The following is a 19530-nucleotide window of genomic DNA, read 5'->3' on the forward strand; positions in this document are numbered from 1 at the left end:
TCAGCCCTGGGCGCTCGCGCCCGGCTGTTGTACGCCCTCTTCTAGCTCTTCCAGGTCGGCGAGCGCGAGGAGTTGTTCGGGGGTGACGCCTTCGGGGATCGGGGCGGGGGCGGGTGTGCGCAGCGGCGGCTGCCACCCGTTCTCCTCGTCCCAGCTCCGTACGACCCGGGCGGGCGCGCCGGCCACCACAGCGTGGTCCGGCACCTCGCCGCGCACGACGGCACCGGCGGCGACCACGACGTTCCGGCCGATCCGCGCGCCGGGCAGGATCACCGCGCCGGTGCCGATCCAGCAGCCGGGCCCGATCTCCACCGGCTCCATGCGCGGCCACTGCTTGCCGATGGGCTGGTGCGGGTCGTCGTACGAGTGGTTGGTCGAGGTCACGTAGACGTACGGCCCGAAGTAGCAGTCGCTGCCGATCGTCACCGTCGTGTCGGCGATGACATGGCTGCCGCGGCCGAGGACGACGCCGTCGCCCAGGCGCAGGATCGGCTCGGAACCGAGGTCGAGGTCGGGCATCAGCCCCGCGGTGAGAGTGACCTGTTCAGCGATGATGCAGTGCGCGCCGAGGTGGATCCAGGGCTCGCCGAAGACCGTGCCCTGCGGGAAGGCCAGCTTGGTGCCGTGGCCGAGGGACCCGAATCGGTAGCGGCCGGGATGCGCCGCGGTCACCGCGCCCGCGCGCTGCGCCAGGCGCCAGCCTGCCTGCACCACGCGATGGGCCAGGCGTCCGGTGAAGTCGCGGGATGAGAACGCGTTCCAGTTCTTCGGCACAGCCTCACGTTACTCAGCCGTTCGCCACCGCGCAGAGCCCTGGCCTGTGATCTTCGCCCCACGCGGCACCCGTTCGGGGCCGTCCCGTACGGTTCGCTCTGGCGCGACACAGGCTGTGCGGAAGACCGAAGAGGAGACAGAGCGATGGGCCAGCAGGCACTCATCACCGGGATCGGCGGCAAGGACCCGGACCTCGACCAGGAGGCGTTCGCCGCGCCGACCTCGGTCGTGATCGGCGAGGTCACCCTGCACGCCGGGGCGAGTGTCTGGTACGGCGCGGTGCTGCGCGCGGACTGCGGCCCGATCGTGCTCGGCGCCGACAGCAACATCCAAGACAACTGCACGGTGCATGTCGACCCCGGATTCCCGGTGACGGTCGGCGAGCGGGTCTCCGTCGGGCACAACGCGGTCCTGCACGGCTGCACCGTCGAGGACGACTGCCTCGTCGGCATGGGCGCCACGGTCCTCAACGGCGCGGTGATCGGCGCCGGCTCCCTGGTCGCCGCCCAGGCCCTCGTCCCGCAGGGCATGCAGGTCCCGCCGGGCTCACTCGTCGCCGGCGTCCCCGCCAAGGTGAAGCGCCCGCTGACCGAAGAGGAGCGGGCGGGCATCACCCTGAACGGCACGCTCTACGTGGAGCTGGCGAAGGCCCACCGCGCGGCGCACGAGGACAGCTGACCGGCCTGGTCAGTCGGCGGCCGGGACCGGTTCCGCCTCGGCCGCCGCCTTCTTGGCCTTGCGCCTGACGATCAGCATGGAGGCCACGCCGATCAGCACGGCCGCGCCGAGCCCGTAGTACGAGAACCGCTTGAGCCAGTCCTCGGCGACCACGCCGATGTAGTAGATGACGGCGGTCGTGCCGCCGGCCCAGATGACACCGCCGAGGAAGTTCGCGATGAGGAACTTCCAGTACGGCATGTGCAGCACACCCGCGAGCGGGCCCGCGAAGATGCGCAGCAGGGCGACGAAGCGACCGAAGAAGACCGCCCACATGCCCCACTTCTCGAAGGAGCGCTCGGCGGTCGCGACATGGGCCTCGCCGAAGTGGCGCGGGAACTTGTTGCCCAGCCAGGCCAGCAGGGGGCGTCCGCCCTTGCGGCCGATGGCGTATCCGATGGAGTCGCCGATGACGGCTCCCGCGCTGGCGCAGGCGCCCAGGATGACCGGGTTGACGTCACCGTGCTGGGAGGACAGCAGCGCCGCCGAGACCAGGACGATCTCTCCCGGCAGCGGGATGCCCAGGCTCTCGAGGCCGATGACCCCGGCCACCAGGGCATAGATGGCGACCGCCGGTACCGTGTCGAGCCACTCCTGGACGTGCAACGCCGATTCCTCCCGTGTTGGTGGGCGTGTGCCTGGCGCGCGCTCCCCCGGGTGCGCACGCCAGGCAGCCTACCCGGTCGAGGGAAACGGAGATGTCCGGCTCAGCTGTTGGGGCGCAGCGTCCAGACGACAGTCATTTCCCCGGTCACCGCACCGTCGGCGCGCTGGATCGCGACCGTCACCGGGAACTCGGGCCGCTCCCCCGCGTCGAGCTCGGCGACGACGTCGACGGCCGGGCGGCCGAGCGTGGCCGTCGCCGCGACGGGGCCCATGGCGAGCTTCTTGTACGCAATGTCGGCACGCACGGCGAGCGGCACCGCCCGCGACAGCTGGTCCCCGAAGGCGGCGAGGACGATCGCACCGCTCGCGGACTCGCCGAGCGTGAACATCGCTCCGGCGTGCGGTCCGCCGACGTGGTTGTGGAACTCGCCCTGGTCCGGCAGGGCCACGACGGCCTTCTCCGGGGTGGTCTCGAGGAATTCGATGTTCAGGGTCCGGGCCATCGGCACGGTGGCGGCGAGCATCTCGCCGATCGACATCTGTTCTGCGCTCATGCGGCGTGATGTTACCCGCGAGTAGCGACCTTGGCCATCCTCGGTCCTGCGGTGGCTCTATCGTTGCTCGCCATGTGGCCAGGAGAGCAGGGTCCCGGGGGCGAGCAGAACCCGCAGGGCCGCCAACCGAATCCGTACCAGCAGCCGAACCCGCATCCCCTGCCGTCCGGGCAGCAGGTCTGGAACGCGCCCACGATTCCCGCCGGTTCAGCCCAGCCGTCGCCCGAACTCCCGAAGCACCGGCGGACGGCTCTCATCGCCGTCGTGGCCGCCGCCGCGGTCGTCGTCGCGTCCGTGGTCACCGGGGTCCTCGTCCTCGGCGGCGACAAGGACAAGAAGGACGACAACGCCGGACCCGGTCCCACGAACTCGTCGGCAGCCGCGCCGAGCGCGACCGGCAACCCGCGTGCGGGCGGCGGTGTCGAGCCCACCGTGGACGGCTGGAAAACCGTGGTGAACACCGACCACGGCATGGCGTTCGACGTTCCCTCCACCTGGCTGGTGAAGTCGAACGGCTGGGTCAACTGGGTCTCCAAGGAAGGCGACCCGCAGGAAAAGCCGCTCATCGCCATGAGCAACCCGGCGTTCCTCAACGAGAAGTGGTGCGTGTCCGACGACGACAAGGACGGCAACGAGGAGGAGTCCTCCCTCGGCGCGACCGGGTCGCGGGGCAACAACGGCGCCAAGAGCACCGAGGACGCCGCCACCAAGGACGCCACGATGTGGGTCTACGGCGCGTACTCGCAGCCCGACAAGAAGAGCATCACCACCAAGCCGGCGGAGTCGTACACCACCGCGTCCGGCCTCACCGGCAGCCTGGTGACCGCCTCTTCGACGGGCGTCAAGCAGAAGAAGCACGGCAAGTGCTCCTCCGACGGCAAGGCCGCCGTGTTCGCCTTCAAGGACGCCGACGGCGACTTCGCGTCCTGGTCGTTCTTCGGGCCCACGGCCGTCAAGCGCGAGGTGCCCGACGCGACGGTCAGGAAGATCGTCAGCACGGTGCGGCTCGTGGACGTCAGCGACTCCTGACACGCGGCGCGGTGACGAGGCCGCCGGCGAACCGTTGCACGTCCGGTACAGGGCGACGGTGCCGGCGCCTGACGGGACCTCTATTGTTGTGCGCCATGTGGCCAGGACAGCAGCCGCCCGGGGGCGAGCAGAACCCGCAGGACCAGAATCCGTACCAGCAGCCGGGGTACCAGCAGCAGCCCAACCCCTATCAGCAGCCGGGCTACCAGCAGCAGCCCAATCCGTACCAGCAGCAGCCGGGACAGCAGCCTCCCGGACAGTGGGGCGCTCCCACCGTCCCGCTCGGCGCTCCCCAGCCGCCGAGCGGCAACGGTGGCGGCAACAAGACGAAGATCACCGCGATCGTCGCGGCCGCGGCCGTCGTCGTCGCCGCCGGTGTGACCGGGTTCCTCGTCCTCGGTGGTGACAAGGAGGACAAGGCGGACCCCGAGCCGTCCAAGTCCCCCACGAAGTCGGCCTCCAAGGACCCGAGCCCCGACGCGAGTGACGACGTCAACCCGCGCGACCCGTCGAACGCGCCGAAGGCCACCATTGAAGGCTGGCAGGTCGTCGTGAACCCCAAGTACGGGACCGCGTTCGACGTACCGGCCGACTGGGTCGTGAAGTCGGACGGCCTGATCACCGGCTTCGACGACGCGAAGGACGAGGGCGCCAAGCCCCTCATCACGATGTCTGCACCCGCGTTCCTCAAGGAGAAGTGGTGCACCTCCGACGACGACAAGGACGGCACCGAGGACGACAGCGCCCTCGCCGCGACAGGCACCAAGGGGCAGAACGGCGCCAAGAACACCCAGGACGTCGCGCGCAACGACTCGGCGTGGTGGGTGTTCGGCGGCTACACCGACCAGAAGGACTCCTCGAAGAAGCTCCTGAAGATCGGTAAGCCGAAGGACTTCACGACCGACTCCGGAGTCAAGGGAAGCGTGGCGACGACCACGTCGTCCGGTGTGCCGAAGAAGGGCAAGTGCGACACGGACGGCAAGGCCACCGTGTTCGCCTTCAAGAACTCCCAGGGCGACTTCGTCTCCTGGACGTTCTACGGCGCCAAGGGCGTGAAGGACGAGGTCCCGGAGGCCACGGTGCAGAAGATCCTCAGCACCGTCCGCCTCCAGGGCGACCCGAGCGTGGACTGAGCCGCACAAAAGCAGGGCGTCCGGCCTGCCCGGTGAAGGGCAGGCCGGACGCTGTCAGCGGCGTGATTCGATCAGCGCAGGTAGTTGCGGTGGAACCCACCTGCCGGAGATCGCGTCCTCGGACACCTTGCAACTGCCGATAAGTGACACGCCAGTAAGAATCAGGTTCGGCGAGGGCGGAAGAATCTCGTTTGGCAAGTCGGACCCGCTGCGGCGATAGTCCCTCAGTGAACTCTCCCGGCGCCTCCCCGCTCAGACCCCGCCGGCCCGCGTGGGCGGGTCGCAACTACAGCCTGCTGGCGGTGGCGGCGTTCGTGACGACGCTGGGCAGCAACGGCGCACTGATCGCGTCCGCGTTCGCGGTGCTCGAGACGGGGGGCGACGGCGGGGACGTCGGCCTCGTCGCCGCGTCACGCACCCTGACGCTCGTCCTGTTCCTGCTCGTCGGCGGAGCCGTCGCCGACCGGCTGCCGCGACACCACGTGATGGTCGCGGCCAACGCGCTCAACTTCCTCTCCCAGGGCGCCTTCGCGCTGATCGTCCTGACCGGGACGCCCGAGCTGTGGCAGATGATGCTGCTCAGCGCGCTGGGCGGCACCGGGCAGGCGTTCTTCAACCCCGCCGCCGAAGGCATGCTGATGTCGTCGGTCGACCGGGAGCAGGCGAGCCGCGCCTTCGCCCTCTTCCGGATGGCGATGTCGGGCGCGGCCGTCGGCGGCGCGGCGCTCGGCGGCGCGATGGTCGCGGCCATCGGGCCCGGCTGGGTACTCGCCGTGGACGCGGTGGCGTTCGCCGTCGCGGGGGCGCTGCGCTCGTTCCTCGACGTCAGCCATATCGCGCCGCGCGAGCCCGGCGGGGGTCTCCTCGCCGATATGCGCGACGGCTGGCAGGAGTTCATCGGGCGGCCGTGGCTGTGGAGCGTCGTCGCGCAGTTCTCCGTCGTGGTCGCGGTGGTCGGCGCCGCCGAGGCGGTCTTCGGCCCGCTCGTCGCGCGCGACTCCCTCGGCGGACCGGGCCCCTGGGGACTCGCCCTCGGCGCGTTCGGCGTCGGAACCGTCGCCGGGGCGTTCCTGATGATGCGGTGGAAGCCGCGGCGGCTGCTGCTCGCCGGGACCCTGTGCGTGTTCCCGCTGGCGCTGCCCTCGGCGGCGCTCGCGGTGCCTGTGCCGCTCGCCGTGCTGGTCTGCGTGATGTTCGTGAGCGGTGTGACGATCGAGGTGTTCAGCGTCTCCTGGATGACGGCGCTGCACCAGGAGATCCCGGAGGACAAGCTGTCCCGGGTCTCCGCGTACGACTGGTTCGGCTCCGTGGCGATGGTGCCGGTCGCCACGGCGCTCGCGGGCCCGGCGGAGGCCGCCTTCGGTCTGTCCCCGGCGCTGTGGGGCTGTGCGGCGCTCGTGGTCGTGGCGACAGGCGCGGTCCTGTTCGTGCCGGAGGTACGGCAGCTGACGCGCCGCTCCGACGCCGACAGGCAGCCCGCGCCGGAGCCGGTGTCAGCCGATGCCGAAGGAGCCGCCGGGCGGCTCGGGTGACGGCACCGCATCCTCGTCGCGTACGGGCTTCGCGCTGCCGGTGAAGCGGCGCAGCTGAGCGCCGTGCTCGACGCGGGCCGGGAACGCGTCGGCCGCGGCACGCCGGGCGAGCGCCGCGATGTCGAGTTCCTCGTGGGAGGCCACGAGGACGGTGTTCCCGAAGCGCCTGCCGCGCAGCACGGCGGGCTCCGCGATCAGCGCGAGATGCTCGAACACTGCTGAGAACGTGGCGAGTTGGGAGCGGAGGAAGGCGAAGGGCGTGCCGTCCGCGAGGTTCGCCGCATAGACGCCCGTGGGGCGCAGGACCCGCTCGGCGGCCTCTGCGTACGCCACGGTGGTCAGGTGGGCCGGGACGCGGGAGCCGCCGAAGACGTCCGCCACGAGTACGTCGGCGCTGTCGGCCTCGGCCGACTCCAGCCAGGTGCGGGCGTCGGCCCCGTGGACGGTGATCCCGGCGCCGTCGGGGACGGGCAGATGCCCGGCGACCAGGGCGAGCAGCCCGCGGTCCGCCTCGACCACGTCCTGACGTGAGCCGGGCCGCGTCGCCGCCGCGTATCGGGGCAGGGTCAGCGCGCCACCGCCGAGGTGCAGCACGTCGAGGGGCTTTCCGGGCTCGTCCGCACAGTCGAGGACATGGCCGAGCCGGCGCGCGTACTCGAATTCGAGGTGTTCCGGCGCGTCCAGATCCACGTACGACTGCGGCGCCCCGTCGACCGTGAGCAGCCAGGCCCGACGCCGGTCCACGTCGGGCATCAGCTTGGCGGTGCCGTGATCGACGGTCCTGGTCACGGGTATCGGCTCATCCACACCGTCCATTGTGCCGGGCGGTGGGGGTGGCGAGGGCCGGGCGGGGTTCACGGGGTGGACGGGGGCCGCGGGGTGGCGGGCTTACCGGGCGGCGTTCGGCCGGCGACGGGCGTGCCGGGTGCCGGGCGGCATTCGCCGGGTGTGCGGGCTGCGGGGGGGCCGGGCGGCATTCGCCGGGTGTGCGGGCTGCGGGGGGGCCGGGCGGCATTCGCCGGGTGTGCGGGCTGCGGGGGGCCGGAGACCGCACGGCACTCGTCGTCAGGGGGCTGCTCAGCCCCACACCTCCGCCACGCCCGCCGCCTGCGCCGTCGCCTGTTCCCGGCCTGCCCGGGCCGACGGGGCACGGTGGGTCGGGTCGAGGCTGTTGTGGCCCATTGCTTTTCTGGTGGTGCGGTTCGGGGTGGGACGCTTGCCGGCGCCGGCGTCCAGTGTGGCCGACGTGCGACCGCCCGCCTCCCGCGGGGTGCGGGAGGCGGGCGGTGCGGTTCAGCCGACGGAGCTGACGGTGCCCGCGCCGACGGTGCGCCCGCCCTCGCGGATCGCGAAGCCGAGGCCCGCCTCCAAGGGCATGTCGCGGCCGAGCTCGACCGTCATCGTGACGGTGTCCCCGGGCCGGGCGACGGCGGTCTCGCCGAGGTCGACGTCGCCGACGACGTCCGCGGTCCGCAGGTAGAACTGCGGGCGGTAGCCGGTGGCGACCGGTGTCGTCCGGCCGCCCTCGGCCGCCGAGAGGACGTACACCTGCGCCGTGAAGCGGCGGCTCGGGCTGACGCTGGCGGGGGCCGCGACGACGTCACCGCGGCGGAGCGCGTCGCGGGGCACGCCGCGCAGCAGCAGCGCCACGTTGTCCCCGGCCTGCGCCTCCTCCATGGGCTTGCCGAAGGTCTCCAGGCCGGTGACCACGGTCGCCGCCGCGTCGGTGTCCGCGCCGAGGATCTCGACGCGGTCGCCGACGCGCACCCTGCCGCGCTCGACGGCCCCGGTGACGACCGTGCCGCGCCCGGTGATGGTGAGCACGTTCTCCACCGGCAACAGGAAGGGCGCGTCCACGTACCGCTCGGGCATGGGCACATACGTGTCCACGGCGTCGAGCAGCGCGTCGATCGCCCCGGTCCAACGGGGGTCGCCCTCAAGGGCCTTGAGCCCCGAGACCCGCACCACGGGGACCGAGTCGCCGCCGTACCCGTGCGCGGAGAGCAGCTCGCGGACCTCCAGCTCGACGAGGTCGGTGAGCTCCTCGTCCCCCGCGTCCGCCTTGTTCAGCGCGACGACGATGTGGTCGACGCCGACCTGGCGGGCGAGCAGGACGTGCTCGGCGGTCTGCGGCATGATCCCGTCGAGCGCGGAGACGACGAGGATCGCCCCGTCGAGCTGCGCGGCCCCGGTGACCATGTTCTTGACGTAGTCGGCGTGGCCGGGCATGTCGACGTGCGCGTAGTGGCGGGTGTCGGTCTCGTACTCGACGTGCGCGATGTTGATGGTGATACCGCGGGCGGCCTCCTCCGGGGCGCGGTCGATGCGGTCGAAGGGCACGAACGTGCCGGCGCCGCGCTCGGCGAGGACCTTGGTGATGGCGGCGGTGAGGGTCGTCTTGCCGTGGTCGACGTGGCCCATGGTGCCGATGTTGAGGTGCGGCTTGGTGCGCACGTATGCCGTCTTGGGCATGACTGGGTGGTTCCTCCCGGAACGTGTTCCTCAACGGAACAGGGTGTGATGGCCTCCTTGATGAGGCGGGGACCCCTGAGTCCTACCGACCCTCCCCCTGCGGGGTCCGCCGGAATGTCCGGAGAGGGTCAGCTTCGGGCGCCGTCTGCTGCGGCGGCCAGGAAGACGGCAGCCTTCGCAGCGTCCGCGACTGCGGACGTGGCTGCGGAGAAGGCGTACCGGAACATGACGCCGATCATTGCCTACGGAACGGCGCAGGTCGAATGGTTTTCCGGCGGGCCGCCCGGCCCTGTCTCCCCTGGGGCGTAAGGGAGTTCAGGAGCCGATGTTCTTCAGGGCCTCGCGCACCGACAGAGGCGCGAGCCGGTCCCGATGGGCGGCGACGAAGGAACGTACGGCATCGGGGTCGGTCTTCGCGTACTCACGCAGGCACCAGCCGATGGCCTTGCGGATGAAGAAGTCGGGGTGCGGGGCCTGGCGCAGGCAGTAGCCGAAGAGGCGCTCCGTGTCGGTCGTCTCCTTGCGGCGGAGCTGGTGCAGGAGCGCGGTGCGGGCGATCCACAGATTGTCGTCCTCGATCCACGCGTCCATGTCCTTCTCAAGGCGCGGGTCGGCCGCGACGAGCGCGCCGACGACGTGCGCGGCGAGCAGGTCGACGGTGTCCCACCACGGGACCGTTGACACCAGGCGCCGGGCGACGGGCAGGAAGCCGGACGAACAGCGGCCCGCGTGCCGGCGCAGGTAGTCGACCGCGAAGTACGCGTACTCGCGCTCGGGCAGCTCCCAGCTGCGCAGCGCGAGCGCGGTGCAGTCGGCCTCGTTCGGGCGCGGGGTCCCGGCCAGGACGGTGCGCGAGAGTGCGCGGCGGACGGGGGTGGTGAGACCGAGGAAGGGGGCCACGTCCTTCATGTACGCGCGCATCTGCCCGGCCCGCTCGGGGTCGGCTGCCGTCGGGTACACGGAGGTCAGCCGCTCCAGCAGAGTGTCGGCCAGCGCGCTGCGCGGGACTGTGACGGTCATGCGACACAACCCTACGGCGAACATACATATGGGTCGGTTAGTCTCCCCGGATGCCCGACACCGTCGCGACACGTCCCGAGGGACTCGCCGCCGCCCGGCCGGCGGGTCTTGCCCTGCGCTGCACGAGAGTTCTGCTGTCCCCGTGGTCTCGGCTGTCGCTCCTGGTGGCACTGCTCGCCGCGGGCGGGGCGATGGTGTTGCTCCTCCAGCCGCAGAGGCTGCTCGCGGACGGCTGGCCGCCCCAGATGAGCGGCACCGCCGCGGTCGTCCTGTTCGGTGTCGCGTACGGCCTGTGCACGGTGCCCTTCGTACCGCGGCCGCTCCTCAACCTCGCGGCGGGTGCGCTGTTCGGTTCGCAGCTCGGCACTCTCGCGGCGCTCGGCGGGACGGTGCTCGGCGCCGGGTTGGCGTTCGGGCTCGGCCGAGTACTCGGTCAGGAGGCGCTGCGGCCCCTCGTTCGCGGCCGCTGGCTGAAGGCGGCCGACGGGCAGCTCAGCCGGCACGGCTTCCGGTCGATGCTGGCGGCGCGGTTGTTCCCGGGGGTGCCGTTCTGGGCGGCCAACTACTGCGCCGCGGTCTCGCGGATGCGGTGGGCGCCTTTCCTTCTCGCCACGGCGATCGGCTCGGTCCCGAACACGGTGGCCTACGTCGTCGCCGGGGCCAGGGCCTCGACGCCGACGTCGCCCGCGTTCCTGATCGCGATGGGTTTCATCGCGCTGACCGGCCTCGCGGGTGCGGTGGTCGCGTGGTGCAAGCGCGACCGCCTCCGCGGCTGACGCACCTCCGAAAACTCGGAGCGCCCACGAAGACTCAGAGCGCTTCGAGGACGGTCGCGTTGGCGAGACCGCCCGCCTCGCACATGGTCTGGAGTGCGTAGCGTGCGCCGCGGGCGCGCATGGCGTGGACCAGGGTGGTCATCAGACGCGTGCCGCTCGCGCCGAGCGGGTGGCCGAGCGCGATGGCGCCGCCGTGCACGTTCAGCTTCGCCGGGTCGGCGCCGGTCTCCTGGAGCCAGGCGAGGACGACGGCCGCGAACGCCTCGTTGACCTCGAAAAGGTCGATGTCGCCCAGCTCGAGACCCGCCCTGCGCAGCACCTTCTCGGTGGCGGGGATGACGCCGGTGAGCATCAGGAGCGGGTCCGAGCCGGTGACGGCGAAGCTGTGGAGGCGGGCGAGCGGGCGCAGGCCGAGCCGGGCCGCGTTCTCGCTCGTGGTGATGAGGACGGCGGAGGCGCCGTCGTTGACGGGGCTCGCGTTGCCCGCGGTCACCGACCAGTCGATCTGCGGGAAGCGCTCGCCGAAGTGCGGGTCGTAGTAGGCGGGCTTGAGCCCGGCGAGGATCTCGGCGGTGGTGCCGGGGCGCACGGACTCGTCGCGGGTGACGCCTTCGAGGGGCGCGACCTCGGCGTCGAAGAGCCCGCTCGCCCAGGCCTGGGCGGCCTTGCGGTGCGACTCGACGGCGTAGGCGTCCATCGTCTCGCGGGACAGTGACCACTTGGCGGCGATCAGCTCGGCGCTGACGCCCTGCGGGACCAGACCTTCCGGGTAGCGCTCGGCGACGCCGGGACCGAACGGGTCGGCGCCCTCGGGCACGTTCGACCACATCGGTACGCGGCTCATGGACTCCACGCCACCGGCGATGACCATGTCGTAGGCGCCGGAGATGACGCCCTGCGCGGCGAAGTGCACGGCCTGCTGGGACGAGCCGCACTGGCGGTCGACGGTCGTGGCGGGCACGGACTCCGGGAAGCCCGCCGACAGGACGGCGTACCGGGTGGTGTTCATGGCCTGCTCGGCGACCTGGTCGACGGTGCCGCCGATGACGTCGTCGATCTGCGCGGGATCGATCCCGGCGCGCCCGACGAGGGTGCGCAGGGTGTGGGCGAGGAGTTCGACCGGGTGGACATGTGCGAGGGTCCCGTTCGGCTTGCCCTTGCCGACGGGGGTGCGTACAGCTTCGACGATGACTGCGTCACGCATGGTGCGTGCCTCCTTGACCGACGGGTCGGCGCCCGGCGCCGATTACCGGTGAGTAGGAAAACTGAACTCACCATAGCCTCGTAGGTTGGAAAAACAAACCCTCACTTAGACTGATGCGCATGCCAGCTCCCAAGGACCCGCGCCCCTGCTCGATCGCCGACACGCTGGCCGTGGTCGGCGAGAAGTACTCGCTCCTGATCCTGCGCGAGGTGTGCCTCGGCAACGGACGCTTCGACCAGCTGGTGCGCAACATCGGAGCGCCGCGCGACATCCTTGCGACGCGCCTGCGCCGCCTCGTCGACGCCGGCGTCCTCAAGAAGGTCGCCTACCAGGAGCGCCCGCAGCGCTTCGAGTACCGGCCCACCACGGCGGGGCTCGAACTGGAACCGGTCCTCATGACCCTCATGGCGTGGGGCGACCGTCATCTGCGCGACAACGGCGACCGCCCGATGGTGATCGAGCACACCTGCGGCAATGAACTGGTCCCCGTCGTGACCTGCTCCGCATGCGGCGACTCCGTCCACCACGAGGACCTCAGCGCCCATCCCCAGGCCCCGGGCTGGACCAAGGCGGGGCCGGCCGCGGCGTAGCTACCGCCCGAGGGGAGAGACCCTGTCGTCGTTTCTTCATACAAGGGCGCTACGCTGCCCACGGCGGGCGCCCTTACATTTCCGTACCCCTTGACCAGTACGGCCTCGCCCGTCCGTCCTTCCTTTCTCCGTGTCCGCCTCTGGCCTGCGCGTCTGCGGTCAGCTCACGTCAGCACTTGGATCGCGTAACTTCATGTCTTGGTTCGAATCATTCATCCTCGGACTCGTCCAGGGGCTGACCGAGTTCCTGCCCATCTCGTCGAGCGCGCATCTGCGGCTGACCGCGGCCTTCGCGGGCTGGCACGACCCGGGAGCCGCGTTCACGGCGATCACCCAGCTCGGCACCGAGACGGCGGTGGTGATCTACTTCCGCAAGGACATCGCGCGGATCATCTCCGCCTGGTTCCGCTCCCTCACGGACAAGGCGCTGCGCAGCGACCACGACGCGCAGATGGGCTGGCTCGTGATCGTGGGATCGATTCCGATCGGCGTGCTCGGTGTCGCGTTCAAGGACCAGATCGAGGGCCCGTTCCGCGATCTGCGGCTGACCGCGACGACCCTCATCGTGATGGGCATCGTCCTCGGCATCGCGGACCGTCTCGCCGCGCGCGACGAGGTCGGCGGCAAGCACCGCGCGGTGCGGGAGCGCAAGGGCCTCAAGGACCTGAGCGTCAAGGACGGTCTGATCTACGGCCTCTGCCAGGCCATGGCCCTGATCCCCGGAGTCTCGCGCTCCGGCGCGACCATCAGCGGCGGTCTCCTCATGGGGTACACCCGTGAGGCCGCGGCCCGCTACTCGTTCCTCCTCGCGATCCCCGCGGTCCTCGCCTCCGGGGTCTTCGAGCTGAAGGACGCCGGCGCGGACGGGTCCGTCTCCTGGGGCCCGACCGTCTTCGCGACGATCATCGCCTTCGGCGTCGGGTACGTGGTCATCGCCTGGTTCATGAAGTTCATCTCGACCAAGAGCTTCATGCCGTTCGTCTACTACCGGATCCTGCTCGGCATCGTGCTGATCGCGCTGGTGACGGCGGGCGTCCTGAGCCCGCACGCCGGGGAGTCGGCGGGCTGACCGGTCCGGCTTCCGCCGGACGGGCCATCCCCCGCGCGGCGTTTACGATCACTTGGCGAATATGTTCCGTCGCTTAGGGTTCCCAGAGGGGGGCACGCACCCTAGCCTTACCGCATGCCGCTTGAGTGTTCGGGTTCCGCGCGGTCTGCCGAGGAAGTCAACGAGCAGATCCGCGGGTTGTGGTTGCGCGCGGGTGGCCGGCTCTCCACCGAGCAGCGCGCTCAGTACGCACGGCTCGTGACCGAGTGGGCGATCGCGGTCCGTACGGAGGTCGTCGAACCGGCCGCGGCCTGACGGCTCGTCAATCCTCAACACGGTCGGCGTTGTCGGCCCTGTCTGACTGCCTGCTGACGGACTTCGGCGTTCCAGCGCCAGGACGTGAGCCGCTCCACGCCGGGCAGCTCACCGCGCCCCGTCGCCCACAGCAACGTACGCCAGGGGTCGTCGCCCTGCGGCGCGTCGGGGAACAGCCGGGCGAGTGCCCTGGCGCAGAGGCCGGCCGGCGGGGCCCAGCCGAGGCCGAGGCCCTCGGCGATGTCCTGCGTGTGGACGAGGGTCTCCACGACGCCCATCGCGCCGAAGCCCGCGGGGTCCGAGAGGCCGAACACATGGTGGGCGCGGGTCTCGGGCGCGGCCGTCCGCACCATCGCGACCAGCAGGGCGCCGCTCGCGTCGAGCACCTGGAGCAGTCCCGCGGGGCCTGCGTCGCGGTTCGCGAAGATGACGTTCGCGGGTCCGCCCGGCCTGCGGCGCGTCCAGTCGAACGGCACCTCGGTGTCCAACGGCGGCTTCGACGGACCGAGTTGGGCCGCGTACGCGAACAGGTCGTCGGCGAGGTGCTCGGCCGTCTCCCAGCAGTCCCACTCCAGCGAGCCGGCCCTGACGCTCCAGTCGGCGGCCGACGCCCCGCCGAAGGTGTCCAGCGCGAGCCGCACGGAGTGCGCGAGGTCGTCGGCGGCGGTCCGTGAGGCGCTCTCTGGTGACATGCCGAGAAGGTATCAATGATCACTGTCGCGGCCTCTCCCCCGTCGCGCCCCTTGGATCTGCGGTTCCGGTGCCCAAGACTGACTCAATGACACAGCGCGTAGAACTCGCCACCGTGATGGACCGACTCGCCATCGAGGAGCTGATCACCGACTACGCGGTGTCCGTGGACGACGGGGACTGGACGGCGTACCGCGGACTCTTCAGTCCGGACGGGCGCGCCGACTACCGGCGGGCCGGCGGCATCGAGGGCAGCGCGGCCGAGATCACCGAGTGGCTGACCCGGACGATGAAGCTGTTCCCGATGCGCCAGCACCTGATCGTCAACCGGCGCCTGCGCTTCGGGCGCCTCGACAACGACACCGGCGACACGGCCGAAGTACAGGCCGACTACATCAACCCGATGCGGTTCGCCGGCGACGGCGCAGGTACCGCCGCCGATGCGCCCTCGAACGCTCCCTCCGACACTCCCTCCGGCGCGCCCGACTTTGTGTGCGGCGGCCGCTACGCCTTCGCCCTCGTGCGGACGCGCTCCGGCTGGCGGCTGCGCGGGGTGACGGTGCACGAGAAGTGGCGCCGCACCCAGGGCTCCGCGGCGGCCACCACGCGCTGACGCGACCGCCCCCGATGCCCCCCGATGCCCCCCCGATGCCCACTGTCAAAGATCGTCCCCGGCGCGCACACTGAAGGCACGTACCGGGCGTCGGACGACGAGGGAGGCGGCGCATGGACGGGTCGGGCGGGAAGGGTCGGTCGCGCTCGTCAAGTACGACGCAAGCGTGGCGGGTGTCGGCGGTACCGGCGTCGTGGACGGCGCCCGCCGCGTCGTGGCAGGGCATCACTCCCCGCCTCGCGGAGTCCCCCTGGTGGCGTGGCGTCGCCGCCGTTTCGGCGGGCGCGCTGCCCGCCCTCGCGTTCCCGGCTCCGTCGCTGTGGTGGCTGGCGTACGTCGCGCTGGTGCCGTGGATGCTGCTGGCCCGCTCGGCGCCCACGCCGCGCCGCGCGGCCCTCGACGGCTGGCTCGGCGGACTCGGGTTCATGCTGTCGGTGCACCACTGGCTGCTGCCGAGTCTGCATGTGTTCACCGTCGTGATCGCGGCGCTGCTCGGTGCGCTGTGGGCGCCCTGGGGCAGGCTGCTGCGACGGCTGCTCGGCGGCACGCCCACGCGTGGGCAGGCGGCCGCCGCCCTGGTCGCGGTGCCTTCGGCGTGGCTGATGGTCGAACTGGTCAGGTCCTGGCAGGGGTTGGGCGGCCCGTGGGGACTCATCGGGTCGAGCCAGTGGCAGGTGCAGCCCGCCCTGCGCGTCGCGTCGGTGGGCGGGGTGTGGCTGGTCAGCCTGCTCGTCGTGGCGGTGAACACCGCGATCACGGTCCTCCTCGTGGCACGCAGCGCCCGTACGCCCGCGGTGGCGGGGCTTTTGGTGACGGCCACGGTGACGACGGTCTCCTGGGCCTGGGCCCCGCGACCCGAGCCGGACGGCCCGGTCCGGGTCGCCGTCGTCCAGCCGGGCCCCATAGGCGGCGCCGACAGCGGCGACAAGCGCTTCGACCGGGAGGAGGAGCTGACCCGCGGCCTGGCCGGGCAGGGCGTCGACCTGGTGGTCTGGGGCGAGAGCAGCGTCGGCTTCGACTTCTCGCACCGGCCGGACCTGGCGCGCCGGATCGCGGCGCTCTCGCGCGAGGTGGGCGCGGACATCCTGGTGAACGTGGACGCGCGGCGCGTCTCCCCCGGCGGTGCCCCCGGCATCTTCAAGAGCTCGGTCCTGGTGGGCCCGGACGGCCTCACGGGGCAGCGCTACGACAAGATGCGGCTCGTCCCCTTCGGCGAGTACATCCCGGCGCGCGCCCTGCTCGGCTGGGCCACGTCGGTCGGCAAGGCCGCGGGCGAGGACCGGGTGAGCGGGACCCGGCAGGTCGTGATGGACGCGCGGTCCGCGCGGGACAGCGACCTGCGGATCGGCCCGCTCGTGTGCTTCGAGTCGGCGTTCCCCGACATGACGCGGCGCCTCACGCGCGACGGGGCGCAGGTGCTGCTCGCGCAGTCCTCCACGTCCACGTTCCAGCACAGCTGGGCGCCCGAGCAGCACGCGTCGCTCGCGGCCGTACGGGCCGCGGAGACGGGCCGTCCGATGGTGCACGCGACGCTGACCGGGGTGTCGGCCGTGTACGGCCCCGACGGTTCACGCGTCGGTCCGTGGCTCGGCACGTCGGCGAGCGCGGCCCGGGTCTACGAGGTGCCGACGGCGCACGGCACGACGCTGTACGTGCGCTTCGGGGACTGGCCGGTGCACGCGGCCGTCACCGTGCTCGCCCTGCTGGGCGCGTCGGAGGCCGTCCGCCAGTTCAGGCGGCGAACCGCTGCACCTCACGTACGACCTGCTCGCACAGCACATGCGTCTCCAGCGCGTCCTTGGCACTGAGCACCTTGCCCGCGCGCACGCCGTCGAGGAAGCCGAGGACCGCCTGCTCGATGCCGCGCTGGCGGGCCACCGGCACCCAGTCGCCGCGGCGGCGCACGGTCGGCTGGCCCTTGTGGTCGATGACTTCGGCGAGGTTGACGACCTGGCGCTTGGTGTCCTGCCCGGAGACCTCGAGGATCTCCTCGGTCGAGCCGCTGAGCCGGTTCATGACGCCGATCGCCGTGAACCCGTCCCCGCCGAGCTGGAGCACCACGTGGTGCAGCAGGCCGTCCTCGACCCGGGCGCGCACCGACACGTCGTCGATCGGCCCGGGCACGAGGTAGCGCAGGGTGTCGACGACGTGGATGAAGTCGTCGAGGACGAGCGTGCGCGGGTCCTCGGGCAGCCCGATCCGGTTCTTCTGCATCAGGATCAGCTCGCGGGGGTGCTCGGCGCACTGCGTGTAACCGGGCGCGTGACGGCGGTTGAAGCCGACGGTGAGGCTGACGCCGCGCTCCTCGGCGAGCCGCAAGAGGCGCTGCGAGTCGGCGAGTTCGTAGGCCAGCGGCTTGTCGACATAGGTGGCGACACCCGCTTCGAGCAGCCGCGTCACGATCTCGGGGTGGACGGCGGTCGGCGCGTGCACGAACGCCGCGTCGAGCCCCTGCGCGAGCAGCGCGTCCAGGTCGGTGTGCCGGCGCTCGGCGGGGATGTGGTGCGTGTCCCCGACCCCTTGGAGCGTCGCCGGCGTGCGGGTCTGCAGGTGCAGCTCGACCCCCGGCAAGGTGGTGAGCACCGGCAGATACGCCTTCTGCGCGATGTCTCCGAGTCCGATACAGCCGACCTTCACGTCCGTCTTCTCCCTGTCGCCCCGAGCCGGCCGTGTCCGCTGTCCGGCTACGCCGTCTGTGTCCCGGCAGCATACGGCCGCTGCGGTGGCCGCCAGTCGGCGATCTCGTCGAATCCGCGCAGCATGACGGCGGGTCCGGCCTTGTCGAGGGCGGCGATGAGGATGTTGCGCAGGGCCGTGGCGGGCCGGTTCCTGAGCATGTTCACCCGGCCGACGCGACGGCCCGAGCTGAGGGCGTTCTTCGATGCGACGGGACGGCAGTTCCGCGAACCGCTCACCGCGCTGCTGCGCGCCGCGGGGTCCCAGGATCCGGAGCGGCACACACTGTCGGTGGTGGCCTGGTCCGAGGGGATCATGTTCTCGTGCGTGGCCGGGGCATTCCACGCGTCGGTCCCGGACCTGGCGGACCTTTTGGAGGGGTTCGGGGAGATGCTGCGCGGGATGCTCGCCGCGTCCCCGTCCTGACCTGCGCGTCACCCGTGCGGGGCATCATCGGCCGACCGGCGCGCCACGAGGGTCCGTAGCCGACAGAGTTGCGCGGGTGCATCGATCGACGACCTCAGCAGCGCTTCTGCTCACGGTGGCGGCCACGGCCGCCGCGGTGTCCGGTTGCGTGAGCGTACGGCAGCCGGAGCCTTTCGCCGTGTCCCCCAGCGCACCGGCCGTTCCCGCGGCGCCCCGCCCCGAAGGCCGGGCGGACCCCCAGGTCGTGCAGGCGCCGGTGCGGGAGGCGCTGGACCGGATGGGCCGCACGCCGCCGGCCCATTCGCCCTCGTCCGAGCCGCCCCGTGCGCCACGCCCGCCCCGGCCGCCACGCCAGGAGGCACCCCGGCGGTCGGGCCCAGACCACGCGGCGCGCCCCGCGGCACCTCCGCCGCGCCACCCGCACACGGCGACCCCCGCGGCGCCGGGCGTCCCGGGCGATGTGTGCGCCCTGGGCCATCAGTACGGCAAGTGGAACCCGGACAGCCCCGAGGCCCGCATCTGCCGGGAGATGTACGGGCGGTGAGGCCGGACAAAGGGTGAGACGCGACGGAGGATGAGTGCGGGACGGCGGGCGAGGCGGGCCGCGCATCAAGTGGAGGGGACCGGCGAGGGGTGGCGGCCTAAGAGCTCCGTCTGGGCGGCCGCAGTGGCTCGCCCCCTGTGGAACCCCGGCCCGGACCCTCGCCCCCGCCGGGCGGCATCGCCGCGACCCGCTGTTCCAGGCGGGCGATGGCCGCCCGCACACCGTCCCCGTAACCGTCGTCCCCGAGCGCGCCCACCACGGCGTGCGCCTGTGTCAGATGGCTGCGGGCGGCCTCGGGGCGGCGGAGCTTCACATAGTCCGCCGCCAGGTTGAGGTGCAGCGAGGGGTAGAGCGCGCGGACCGCGAGCGACTGCTCGTGGCGCGCGAGCCGCGCCTCGGTCAGGCCCTCGGCGGCGGAAAGGGCCCGCAGGTCCCATGCCAGCTCGTCGTCCGGGTCGTCCTGGGCGTCCGCCATGTAGTGCGCGAGCGTGCAGCGGTGGAGGGGGTCGCCGTCCTCCCCGATCTCCGCCCACAGGCCGAGGTACCGGTCCCTGGCCTCCTCGCGGTCACCGGCGTGATGAAGCATGATCACCTGCCCGATCCGGGCCATCATGGCGTCGTCCGCCGCCTGCTCCCGCTGCTCAGCCACAGGTCCTCCACGCTCGCATGCCGATCGTCCAAGCTGGTAACGATTCCGACGCTATAGGCAGCCGCTGACAATCCCGGTCAGGCGCGGGCGGGGGCCTTTCCTCCGGGGCCGGGCGGTCACCGCACCCGGCTCAGACGTATCCGGAGGGACACAGGTCCGTGG

General features: G+C 71.8%; 23 protein-coding genes. 12 read left to right on the top strand and 11 right to left on the bottom strand.

What is annotated here, in order from left to right; all coding sequences use genetic code 11:
* Positions 1 to 774 carry an acyltransferase gene (locus ACY0PA_RS08400; protein WP_473084072.1) on the bottom strand — a complete coding sequence of 258 codons (774 nt, stop codon included), beginning with the start codon at positions 772 to 774 and terminating at the stop codon, positions 1 to 3.
* A 144-nt stretch (positions 775 to 918) separates the two neighbouring features.
* On the opposite strand from ACY0PA_RS08400, the gene ACY0PA_RS08405 reads away from it, so the two are divergent.
* Positions 919 to 1452: a gamma carbonic anhydrase family protein gene (locus ACY0PA_RS08405; RefSeq protein WP_473084073.1), complete on the top strand. Its 534-nt coding sequence runs from the start codon at positions 919 to 921 to the stop codon at positions 1450 to 1452.
* A 9-nt stretch (positions 1453 to 1461) separates the two neighbouring features.
* On the opposite strand, the gene ACY0PA_RS08410 is transcribed toward ACY0PA_RS08405, so the two are convergent.
* Positions 1462 to 2097 carry a DedA family protein gene (locus tag ACY0PA_RS08410; RefSeq protein WP_473084074.1) on the bottom strand — a complete coding sequence of 212 codons (636 nt, stop codon included), beginning with the start codon at positions 2095 to 2097 and terminating at the stop codon, positions 1462 to 1464.
* A 101-nt stretch (positions 2098 to 2198) separates the two neighbouring features.
* Positions 2199 to 2636 (bottom strand): DUF4442 domain-containing protein, encoded by a 438-nt coding sequence (locus ACY0PA_RS08415; protein ID WP_473086269.1) that lies wholly within the window; start codon positions 2634 to 2636, stop codon positions 2199 to 2201.
* 87 nt (positions 2637 to 2723) lie between these two features.
* Between ACY0PA_RS08415 and ACY0PA_RS08420 the strand changes: the two genes are divergently transcribed.
* The 3 genes from ACY0PA_RS08420 (at position 2724) to ACY0PA_RS08430 (ending at position 6345) form a co-directional block, all read left to right on the top strand.
* Positions 2724 to 3680, top strand: coding sequence for a DUF8017 domain-containing protein (locus ACY0PA_RS08420; RefSeq protein ID WP_473084075.1), 957 nt, complete (start codon positions 2724 to 2726; stop codon positions 3678 to 3680).
* Between the two features lie 95 nt (positions 3681 to 3775).
* Entirely contained in the window at positions 3776 to 4813 is a 1038-nt protein-coding gene (locus ACY0PA_RS08425; protein WP_473084076.1) for a DUF8017 domain-containing protein, read from the top strand.
* Positions 4814 to 5040: 227 nt separating this feature from the next.
* Complete coding sequence (locus tag ACY0PA_RS08430; protein ID WP_473084077.1) at positions 5041 to 6345, top strand: MFS transporter; 1305 nt, start codon at positions 5041 to 5043, stop codon at positions 6343 to 6345.
* Here ACY0PA_RS08430 and ACY0PA_RS08435 read toward each other — a convergent pair.
* The 3 genes from ACY0PA_RS08435 to ACY0PA_RS08445 form a co-directional block, all read right to left on the bottom strand.
* Positions 6307 to 7152, bottom strand: coding sequence for a spermidine synthase (locus ACY0PA_RS08435; protein ID WP_473084078.1), 846 nt, complete (start codon positions 7150 to 7152; stop codon positions 6307 to 6309). The genes ACY0PA_RS08430 and ACY0PA_RS08435 overlap by 39 nt on opposite strands.
* Positions 7153 to 7638: 486 nt before the next feature.
* Positions 7639 to 8817, bottom strand: coding sequence for an elongation factor Tu (gene tuf / locus ACY0PA_RS08440; RefSeq protein ID WP_473084079.1), 1179 nt, complete (start codon positions 8815 to 8817; stop codon positions 7639 to 7641).
* Positions 8818 to 9132: 315 nt separating this feature from the next.
* Positions 9133 to 9837: a DNA alkylation repair protein gene (locus ACY0PA_RS08445; protein WP_473084080.1), complete on the bottom strand. Its 705-nt coding sequence runs from the start codon at positions 9835 to 9837 to the stop codon at positions 9133 to 9135.
* Between the two features lie 50 nt (positions 9838 to 9887).
* Between ACY0PA_RS08445 and ACY0PA_RS08450 the strand changes: the two genes are divergently transcribed.
* Entirely contained in the window at positions 9888 to 10613 is a 726-nt protein-coding gene (locus tag ACY0PA_RS08450; protein WP_473084081.1) for a TVP38/TMEM64 family protein, read from the top strand.
* Between the two features lie 34 nt (positions 10614 to 10647).
* On the opposite strand, the gene ACY0PA_RS08455 is transcribed toward ACY0PA_RS08450, so the two are convergent.
* A complete protein-coding gene (locus ACY0PA_RS08455; protein WP_473084082.1) occupies positions 10648 to 11817 on the bottom strand; it encodes a thiolase family protein in 1170 nt (389 codons plus the stop codon).
* 119 nt (positions 11818 to 11936) lie between these two features.
* Here ACY0PA_RS08455 and ACY0PA_RS08460 point away from each other — a divergent pair, with 119 nt between their 5' ends.
* The 3 genes from ACY0PA_RS08460 (at position 11937) to ACY0PA_RS08470 (ending at position 13770) form a co-directional block, all read left to right on the top strand.
* Entirely contained in the window at positions 11937 to 12407 is a 471-nt protein-coding gene (locus tag ACY0PA_RS08460) for a winged helix-turn-helix transcriptional regulator (protein WP_473084083.1), read from the top strand.
* A gap of 193 nt (positions 12408 to 12600) precedes the next feature.
* A complete protein-coding gene (locus ACY0PA_RS08465) occupies positions 12601 to 13476 on the top strand; it encodes an undecaprenyl-diphosphate phosphatase (RefSeq protein WP_473084084.1) in 876 nt (291 codons plus the stop codon).
* 114 nt (positions 13477 to 13590) lie between these two features.
* Positions 13591 to 13770, top strand: a complete 180-nt coding sequence (locus ACY0PA_RS08470) for a hypothetical protein (RefSeq protein ID WP_473084085.1) — start codon at positions 13591 to 13593, stop codon at positions 13768 to 13770.
* A 14-nt stretch (positions 13771 to 13784) separates the two neighbouring features.
* Here ACY0PA_RS08470 and ACY0PA_RS08475 read toward each other — a convergent pair whose 3' ends face one another.
* Entirely contained in the window at positions 13785 to 14462 is a 678-nt protein-coding gene (locus tag ACY0PA_RS08475) for a maleylpyruvate isomerase N-terminal domain-containing protein (RefSeq protein ID WP_473084086.1), read from the bottom strand.
* A gap of 86 nt (positions 14463 to 14548) precedes the next feature.
* Here ACY0PA_RS08475 and ACY0PA_RS08480 point away from each other — a divergent pair, with 86 nt between their 5' ends.
* On the top strand, positions 14549 to 15073 hold the full coding sequence (locus ACY0PA_RS08480) for a nuclear transport factor 2 family protein (protein WP_473084087.1): 525 nt from the start codon (positions 14549 to 14551) through the stop codon (positions 15071 to 15073).
* A gap of 113 nt (positions 15074 to 15186) precedes the next feature.
* Positions 15187 to 16881 carry an apolipoprotein N-acyltransferase gene (lnt, locus tag ACY0PA_RS08485; RefSeq protein WP_473084088.1) on the top strand — a complete coding sequence of 565 codons (1695 nt, stop codon included), beginning with the start codon at positions 15187 to 15189 and terminating at the stop codon, positions 16879 to 16881.
* On the opposite strand, the gene ACY0PA_RS08490 is transcribed toward lnt, so the two are convergent.
* Both ACY0PA_RS08490 and ACY0PA_RS08495 read right to left on the bottom strand, forming a co-directional pair.
* Complete coding sequence (locus ACY0PA_RS08490) at positions 16805 to 17710, bottom strand: Gfo/Idh/MocA family protein (protein WP_473084089.1); 906 nt, start codon at positions 17708 to 17710, stop codon at positions 16805 to 16807. The two genes, lnt and ACY0PA_RS08490, sit on opposite strands and share 77 nt — an antisense overlap.
* Positions 17711 to 17757: 47 nt before the next feature.
* Positions 17758 to 17916: a hypothetical protein gene (locus ACY0PA_RS08495; protein ID WP_473084090.1), complete on the bottom strand. Its 159-nt coding sequence runs from the start codon at positions 17914 to 17916 to the stop codon at positions 17758 to 17760.
* On the opposite strand from ACY0PA_RS08495, the gene ACY0PA_RS08500 reads away from it, so the two are divergent.
* Complete coding sequence (locus ACY0PA_RS08500; RefSeq protein WP_473084091.1) at positions 17909 to 18175, top strand: hypothetical protein; 267 nt, start codon at positions 17909 to 17911, stop codon at positions 18173 to 18175. The two genes, ACY0PA_RS08495 and ACY0PA_RS08500, sit on opposite strands and share 8 nt — an antisense overlap.
* A 178-nt stretch (positions 18176 to 18353) precedes the next feature.
* Positions 18354 to 18719, top strand: coding sequence for a hypothetical protein (locus ACY0PA_RS08505; protein ID WP_473084092.1), 366 nt, complete (start codon positions 18354 to 18356; stop codon positions 18717 to 18719).
* Between the two features lie 97 nt (positions 18720 to 18816).
* Here the strand turns inward: ACY0PA_RS08505 and ACY0PA_RS08510 are convergent, their stop codons facing one another.
* Positions 18817 to 19368: a hypothetical protein gene (locus ACY0PA_RS08510; protein ID WP_473084093.1), complete on the bottom strand. Its 552-nt coding sequence runs from the start codon at positions 19366 to 19368 to the stop codon at positions 18817 to 18819.
* Positions 19369 to 19530: the final 162 nt, after the last annotated feature.

The organism is Streptomyces sp. DS1-CR2, from assembly GCF_055760475.1.